Origin of the sequence: Limosilactobacillus gastricus PS3, assembly GCF_000247775.1 — a bacterium.
Taxonomy (GTDB): domain Bacteria; phylum Bacillota; class Bacilli; order Lactobacillales; family Lactobacillaceae; genus Limosilactobacillus; species Limosilactobacillus gastricus_A.
This window is the reverse complement of sequence record NZ_AICN01000018.1, coordinates 1-6,753: the sequence shown is the minus strand read 5'-3', so window position 1 is coordinate 6,753 and position 6,753 is coordinate 1. Positions and strand designations below refer to the sequence as shown.

The window sequence follows — 6,753 nt, the reverse complement described above, 5'->3', positions numbered from 1 at the left end:
TTTTTGGTGGTAAGATTAGCTAGTACAAATACTGAGGAGTAACAAAATGGAAAAACAAACAAAAATTGTTAGTTCGGTAGTTGGGGCGGTTGTGGTTGTCGCAGCCGTTTTAGCTGGGATTAATCATCACCAAAATACCTACTTTAACAAGAATACTTCAATCAATGGGGTTAACGTGGGTGGACTAACGAGTCAACAGGCTTATGAAAAGGTTAAGAAGACCAAACTTTCCAATGATGTCTACTTCAATGGTCAAAAAATCTATGATGGGACGGAAACGAGTTCTGGAATCACTGCAAAGGATAAGAGCAAGTTTACAGCAGCTTTAAAAAAGCAAAAGACCTTCTTCCCGTCTAGTAAGACTAGCAACTTAACGGTTAAGGGATCAGCAACTGATACCTCCCAACAAACTGCGATGAAGGCGGCAGCGACGACGGCCATCAATGCCTACAATGCTGATAAGACGATTGCTGTAGATGCCCAAGCGGTGTTGAAGAATGGTAAAATTTCCGTCACTAAGGCGAAATCGGGGAATGGCTTGGATGTCGAGAAGATGCTCCAAGAATTCAACGACCAAAAGTATAGTAAATCAGTTAAGCTAACCAAGATTGTGAAAACACCGGTCAAGGCTGATAGCCAGACCGTGGCTAAAGAAAAACGGAAGCTTGAAGCTTTACAGAATAAGACGGTTGACTTTAAGGTTAACAACACGACGGTAAAATTATCCGCTAAGAATTTAATCACCAGTGCTACTTATGCTAATGGTCAATACAATATTGATACTACGGCAATCAAGAAGAAGATTGCGCAAATCAATAGTAAGTACGCCACTTTAGGTAAGTCCTTTAAGTTTAAGACCCATTCTGGTAGTACAATTACGACCAGTAATTCTGGAACTTATGGCTGGAAGATTGATCCCGATGCTGCGGCGAGTGCCATTGTGAGCGCCTTTAGTAGCAATAAGTCGATGACGCTGGATGCTAAAGACTTTATTTATGGAATTGGCTATAACGAAAATGGGACTGGTTATGGCGTCACAGCCAACGATGGAATTGGTGATACTTATGTCGAAGTTTCGATCTCCGCTCAACATGCTTGGTGGTACAAAGATGGGAAACTAGTCTTTGACGCGGATGTAGTTACTGGGACCGAAGATGGTAGTAATGCTACGCCGAAGGGTGTTTACTACATTATGTACAAGCAACAAAATACCACCTTACGTGGTCAAAACGATAATGGTTCAAGTTATGCCTCCCCAGTTAGCTACTGGGCACCATTTACCCAAAGTGGGTGTGGTTTCCACGATGCTAGTTGGCGGACCGATTGGTCAAGCACGGCCTACTTAACTGGTGGTTCGCACGGCTGTGTTAACATGCATACCTACGATGCCGGAACGGCTTACGCTGATATGGAACAAAACGAACCAGTTGTGATTTATTAAGCTCAAAAATGACTTTTGGAAAATTCCAAGAGTCATTTTTCTTTTTCTATAAAATTTTTCGTATATTTTCCTAGGAGGAAGATCAAATGAAACAATTTTATGGATTAATGATTATGGGAATACTTGTTGGCAGCCTGAATGCTAAACCGGTTCATGCCAGTAAGAATGTGCCTGCTTCATCAATACCGTTTAGCGATCAGTCGAGCAGTACTCAACAGCAGGATCAATTAACTTGGTTTTACGAGGGAATTGATGATTATTTACATGATCGCAAACGCGATTATCATGATGAAAGGGCTCGGCAATGGTATGAACGAGGACGCCAATTAGCTAAAGACTGGCAAGAAGAGCATCCGCAAGTTAAGGAACCAACCCTTAATGACATTCAGCCGGCCCAAACCGAGCCCACTCAAGTTGAATCAGTACCTCAGGTAATTGAAGCTCCTTCGCCAATACCAGCTTCATCAGCAAATGATATTATCCCGAGTGAAGATATAACCACTAGTAGTTCTTCAGAAGTGCAAGAGAGCGATGATACAGAAGTTTATCCACGATTAAAAGCACCGCTTAGTCATGAGCAAGCAGAATTCATAAAAACATTATCTCGAAATGCAGTCCCGATTGGGAACCGATATGATTTATATCCATCGATTATGATGGCGCAAGCAATTTTAGAAAGTAATTGGTGCCAAAGTAAATTGGCGCGCCAAAGCCATAACTTATTTGGGGTGAAAGGCGATTTTCAGGGGAATTCCGTCATGATGCCGACTAATGAGCATCTTGACGGAGCTAATCAAGTTATTAATGGGCAATTTAAACATTATCCCAATGTGGAAGCGGCCCTAATTGATTACGCCATGGTGATGGACCAGCCTATTTACCAAAATGTTCATCGCTCGCATAGTAAAAACTATCAGTCTGCGATCAAATCCTTGACTGGAGTATATGCTACCGATCCACATTATCATCAAAAATTAGATCAATTGATTCGTTCCTATCACTTGGATAAATACGATCATGATCAGCAATCATCGACTGCCAATCGTTATCCAGCCACGATGACAACCAATGGACATGAAAAAGCCAGTTCATCTCCCTCGAAGACTTCTTGGAACTGGCAATGGCCCATGCTGGGAGGGATGGGATCAGTGGGAGTGATTGGCCTCATTCGCCGCTTCTGGTTTTAGACGACTAGTCAAACTGATCATCTTCAGGTAAGATGGTAACTATCATATGAAGGAGATCAGGATGGATTTATCAGCAATAAGGCAAACATTAGTAATTAATCAACAACAGGGGACGCTCGTTGAAGTTTATAACTTTAATGATGATGATATGTTTGATGTTGGGTTTGTTGTCGCCATCGACGAGTTATTTGTTCTATTGTTAGGGCTTGATTGGGATGGGAAGATAAATGGTTTAACGGCGATCCGATTAACCAGTATTCATCAAGTGCGTGAACAAACCGATTATTTATTAACGGTTTCGACGAAAGCAAAGGTGGCCCAAAATCATGGTTACTTTGATATTTGGCATTTGCAGGAATATCTGCGTCAGCATTCCTTTAAGCAGGTAAACATTTTGAGAACCTTATTAGAAGAAGCTTATCAGCAGCACCAAGCTGTGGTTCTGGGGACTGATCAATATAAGGGCAGTGATGATTTTCAAGGCTATCTGACTGATTTGTCAGCCATCAATTTAACCTTGCACTACTATAATTCTCATGATTTATCTTCCTTATGGGAATATGAAATTTTAATTGCTAAAGTTGATTATCTCCGGGTACATGGCTATCAAGCAGCTCAAACCAAGGCCATCTTTGAAGAAGTTTTTCATGAAGGGAGCGGCTCATGAATAGTAGCAACAAACAGTTAAGTTTAAGTCAACGAATTTTGATCATGATAGCCCTGGCTTTAGTGATCCAGTTACCACCAGTGATTGAACTAATGATCGGATCGGGATTACACAATCTCAATTATCACTGGATGCCCTGGATCGTGACTTTTGGCGTCATGGCCTATACAATTTTGTTTTTTGTCATTATTCTGTGGGCCTATCAGCTGTTTAAAAGATATCGTCGGTGGCCAGTTCGGACGAAAAGTTGGGGTAGTCAAATTGGGTGGATCTTAATTAGTTATCTGGTTTTGTTGTCGGGCGTTGGAGCGTTGTCGACTTTAAACCAGCTCTTATATCATCAGACGACGACATCCAATAATGATACCATTCAGTCTTTAGCCCAATCGAGCCCAGTCTTACTAGTTATCACGGCGCTTTCAGGAATCTTTTTAAGCCCCTTGGCGGAGGAATTGATCTTTCGTGGGGTATTGATGAACTTTTTCTTTAAGGCTAGTTCTTTTTGGCCACCAATCTTGTTATCAGGACTTATTTTTACGCTTGAACATAGTAGTACCACGATTGTCAGTTATTTAATTTATTTCTTTATGGGGGGAGTCCTGGCCTTTGTTTATCGGGCCACCGGCCAATTGAAGATATCGATTGGCTTGCACTTTCTCAATAATTTGATCGCGATGCTTGAGCTGATCATTCCTATTCTAATTAAGTAATGAGGCGGAGAAAAATTCTCCAGCCTCATTTTTTAGTGATGGAAGGTTAATTGCTGACCAGGATTAGTTAAACCATATAAAATAATTTGAATAATATCAGCGGCCCGTTGGGGATCAGGTTGGGCTTTACCAGTATTATCGCGGAAAATTAACAGGGTGAACAAATCTATAATGGCCTGATCGCTAGCAGTTGTTTGAATATAGTTTGATTTCCGCCCCTCAATAATAATAATTTGGAAGAAATTTTTGATCCGCTCTTGTAGAGTTTTTAATAAAAGGGGCGAATCAGCAATCGTCTTAATCAATTCTTGGACGATTTCTTCAGGCAGCTCTTGATTTAATTTATCAGGACCTGGGATTTTTTCAATCCGTTCAATAAAAGGTAAGTCTTGGGTCCTAATCAGGGACTCGGCTTGCTCAAAACGCTCCTCGATCATTTGGCTAATGGTGGCATTAATTAAGTCGGTTTTATCAGTGAAGTACTTATAAATTGTTACGACTGAAAGACCAGATAATTTACTAATTTGCCGAAGATTAGTCTTGGCGACGCCAACTTGATAAATCATCTCCGTAGTCGTAGTTAATATCAGCTGACGATTACGGGCTTTTTTTCTGCACGTTTCATAAGAACCTCCTGTATAAGATGATGCCTTCATTATAGCAAAAAGTTTAACATCGTCAAAAAATGTTAAACTTAATTGACAAATGAGCGGCTTTCAGTAAAATTAGCAAGTATAGAAATATATGGAGGATTATTTATGGCATATTTAGAATTAAAAGATATTCGAAAGTCATACTATCTCGGGAAAGAAGAATTCCCCGTTTTAAAAGGGATTAATCTAGAATTCGAACTCGGTGAATTTGTTTCAATTCTCGGTGAATCTGGTGGTGGGAAATCCACCTTAATGAACATTATCGGGGGCTTGGACCGAGAATTTGAGGGTCAAGTCATTGTTAATGGAAATGCCTTAGACCATAGCCAAGAGAAGCGGATGGATGAATATCGCCGGGATGAAATTGGTTATATCTATCAGGCCTATAACTTGATTAATCACTTAACAGTTTTAGAAAATGTCAAACTGTCATTGGATATGACTACCTTGTCTAATCAAGAGCGGGAACAACGGGCTTTAGATTTGTTGGAGCGCGTGGGCTTAGCTGAACATGCCAAGAAGTATCCCAACCAACTATCGGGAGGACAAAAACAACGGGTTGCAATTGCCCGGGCCTTATCAAGTGATCCCAAGGTGATCATTGCCGATGAACCGACCGGGGCATTGGATGCCGAAAATACCGAAGATGTATTAAAAATCTTGGATGAAATTGCTGCCGAAGGTCGATTGGTCATTGCGGTGACTCACTCCCAACACGTGGCGGATGCTGGAACGCGAATTGTTCATTTGGCAGAAGGGCAAATCGATGGTGATGAGCGGATTCGACCGGCCTATCCGGTTGATGATGCTAATCATCGCTTGACCTCTAAAGAATTGTCTTTTGCCGTGTCAATGCGAACGGCTTACAAACACTTTAAGTTCCACTTCGGGCGGAATTTACTAATCGTAATCGGGACGGCCATTGGTCTGTTTGCTGTGATGCTCTTTAGCGGTTTAGGAACTGGGGTCAATGGATATGTGAATAAGCAAGTCACAGACTTAGTTAACCCGAAAGCGGTGGTTGTTACTCAGTATCAAAAAGGAAGTAGCTCCTCTGGTGGTACTGGTGCCTCCCAACAACAAGCCTATGCGCAAATGGCAGCTGGAACCGGTAAGACGAATTTCAAAAACTCTGATATTAATAAGATTAAGAAATTAGCGCATGTTTCGTCGGTTCAAAAACTCTACTCAGCAACGTCGGTCACGGTAGCCTATAACGGAAAACAAGCGACGGCTCAGTCATTAAGTAGTTGGACTTCTTCCAACTCCAATGGCACAATTAAAAACGGCTCGAAACCAGGGGTGGGTGAAGTAGTCTTAGATAAATCTTCAGTTGCCAAGAATTTAACGAAATCCAAGGCGAAAAGTTTAATCGGAAAAACCGTTACTTTATCCTATCAAGCTCAGGATCAGTCAGGTAACACGGTTACGGTCAGTTTTAAAGCCAAAGTCTCAGGGATTTCTAGCAGCCAAAACTCGGCTAGCTATGTAAATGCCACGACCTTGACGCAAGCAATGCGGGATGCTGGCGTGAAACCAGCTGCTACAGCTTTGGCGGTTAAGGCTGATTCGATGAATTCGTCGAAGACTGTGGTAAAAGAGATTAATCGGATTAAAACCAATGGTCAACGGGTCTTTACCGCCACATCAGTTTCAAGCATGATCTCTACCATTCAAACTTATATTGATCTGATCACTAACATTTTAGCTGGGATTGCAGCAATTTCATTATTAGTTTCGGCTTTGATGATCATTGTTACGATGTACATGTCGGTAGCTGATCGGACCAAGGAAATTGGGATTCTACGTGCTTTAGGTGAAAGTAAGCGTGATATTCGACGGATGTTCATTGCTGAATCTTTAATTATTGGGATCTTCTCAGCCGTAATTGCAACGATTGTTGCCTTTCTGGCGGAAGTGGGCGCGAATGCCTTACTGGCCAACATCGCGAAGTATAACTTCATTCAAATTGGCTTTAACCACGTCATTTTAGTCTTTATCATTGCCATTATTATTTCATTATTGGCAGCTTGGTTACCAGCTCGTCATGCTGCGGCATTAAACCCAATTGATGCTTTAGCAGCTGATTAAGTAT

6 protein-coding genes are annotated in these 6,753 nt (G+C 41.5%); 5 read left to right on the top strand and 1 reads right to left on the bottom strand.

The window, feature by feature from the left end; all coding sequences use genetic code 11:
- Positions 1 to 46: 46 nt before the first annotated feature.
- The 4 genes from PS3_RS02010 to PS3_RS01995 all read left to right on the top strand — a co-directional run bounded on the left by PS3_RS02010 (position 47) and on the right by PS3_RS01995 (position 4,005).
- Positions 47 to 1,441 (top strand): L,D-transpeptidase family protein, encoded by a 1,395-nt coding sequence (locus PS3_RS02010; RefSeq protein ID WP_040467913.1) that lies wholly within the window; start codon positions 47 to 49, stop codon positions 1,439 to 1,441.
- An 86-nt stretch (positions 1,442 to 1,527) separates the two neighbouring features.
- Complete coding sequence (locus tag PS3_RS02005) at positions 1,528 to 2,628, top strand: glycoside hydrolase family 73 protein (protein WP_050950793.1); 1,101 nt, start codon at positions 1,528 to 1,530, stop codon at positions 2,626 to 2,628.
- A 61-nt stretch (positions 2,629 to 2,689) separates the two neighbouring features.
- Complete coding sequence (locus PS3_RS02000; protein ID WP_007121869.1) at positions 2,690 to 3,295, top strand: hypothetical protein; 606 nt, start codon at positions 2,690 to 2,692, stop codon at positions 3,293 to 3,295.
- On the top strand, positions 3,292 to 4,005 hold the full coding sequence (locus PS3_RS01995) for a CPBP family intramembrane glutamic endopeptidase (RefSeq protein ID WP_007121868.1): 714 nt from the start codon (positions 3,292 to 3,294) through the stop codon (positions 4,003 to 4,005). The genes PS3_RS02000 and PS3_RS01995 overlap by 4 nt, the downstream gene beginning before the upstream one ends.
- 32 nt (positions 4,006 to 4,037) lie before the next feature.
- Here the strand turns inward: PS3_RS01995 and PS3_RS01990 are convergent, their stop codons facing one another.
- Entirely contained in the window at positions 4,038 to 4,661 is a 624-nt protein-coding gene (locus tag PS3_RS01990; RefSeq protein WP_007121867.1) for a TetR/AcrR family transcriptional regulator, read from the bottom strand.
- A 102-nt stretch (positions 4,662 to 4,763) separates the two neighbouring features.
- Here PS3_RS01990 and PS3_RS01985 point away from each other — a divergent pair, with 102 nt between their 5' ends.
- Positions 4,764 to 6,749 carry an ABC transporter ATP-binding protein/permease gene (locus tag PS3_RS01985; RefSeq protein ID WP_007121866.1) on the top strand — a complete coding sequence of 662 codons (1,986 nt, stop codon included), beginning with the start codon at positions 4,764 to 4,766 and terminating at the stop codon, positions 6,747 to 6,749.
- Positions 6,750 to 6,753: the final 4 nt, after the last annotated feature.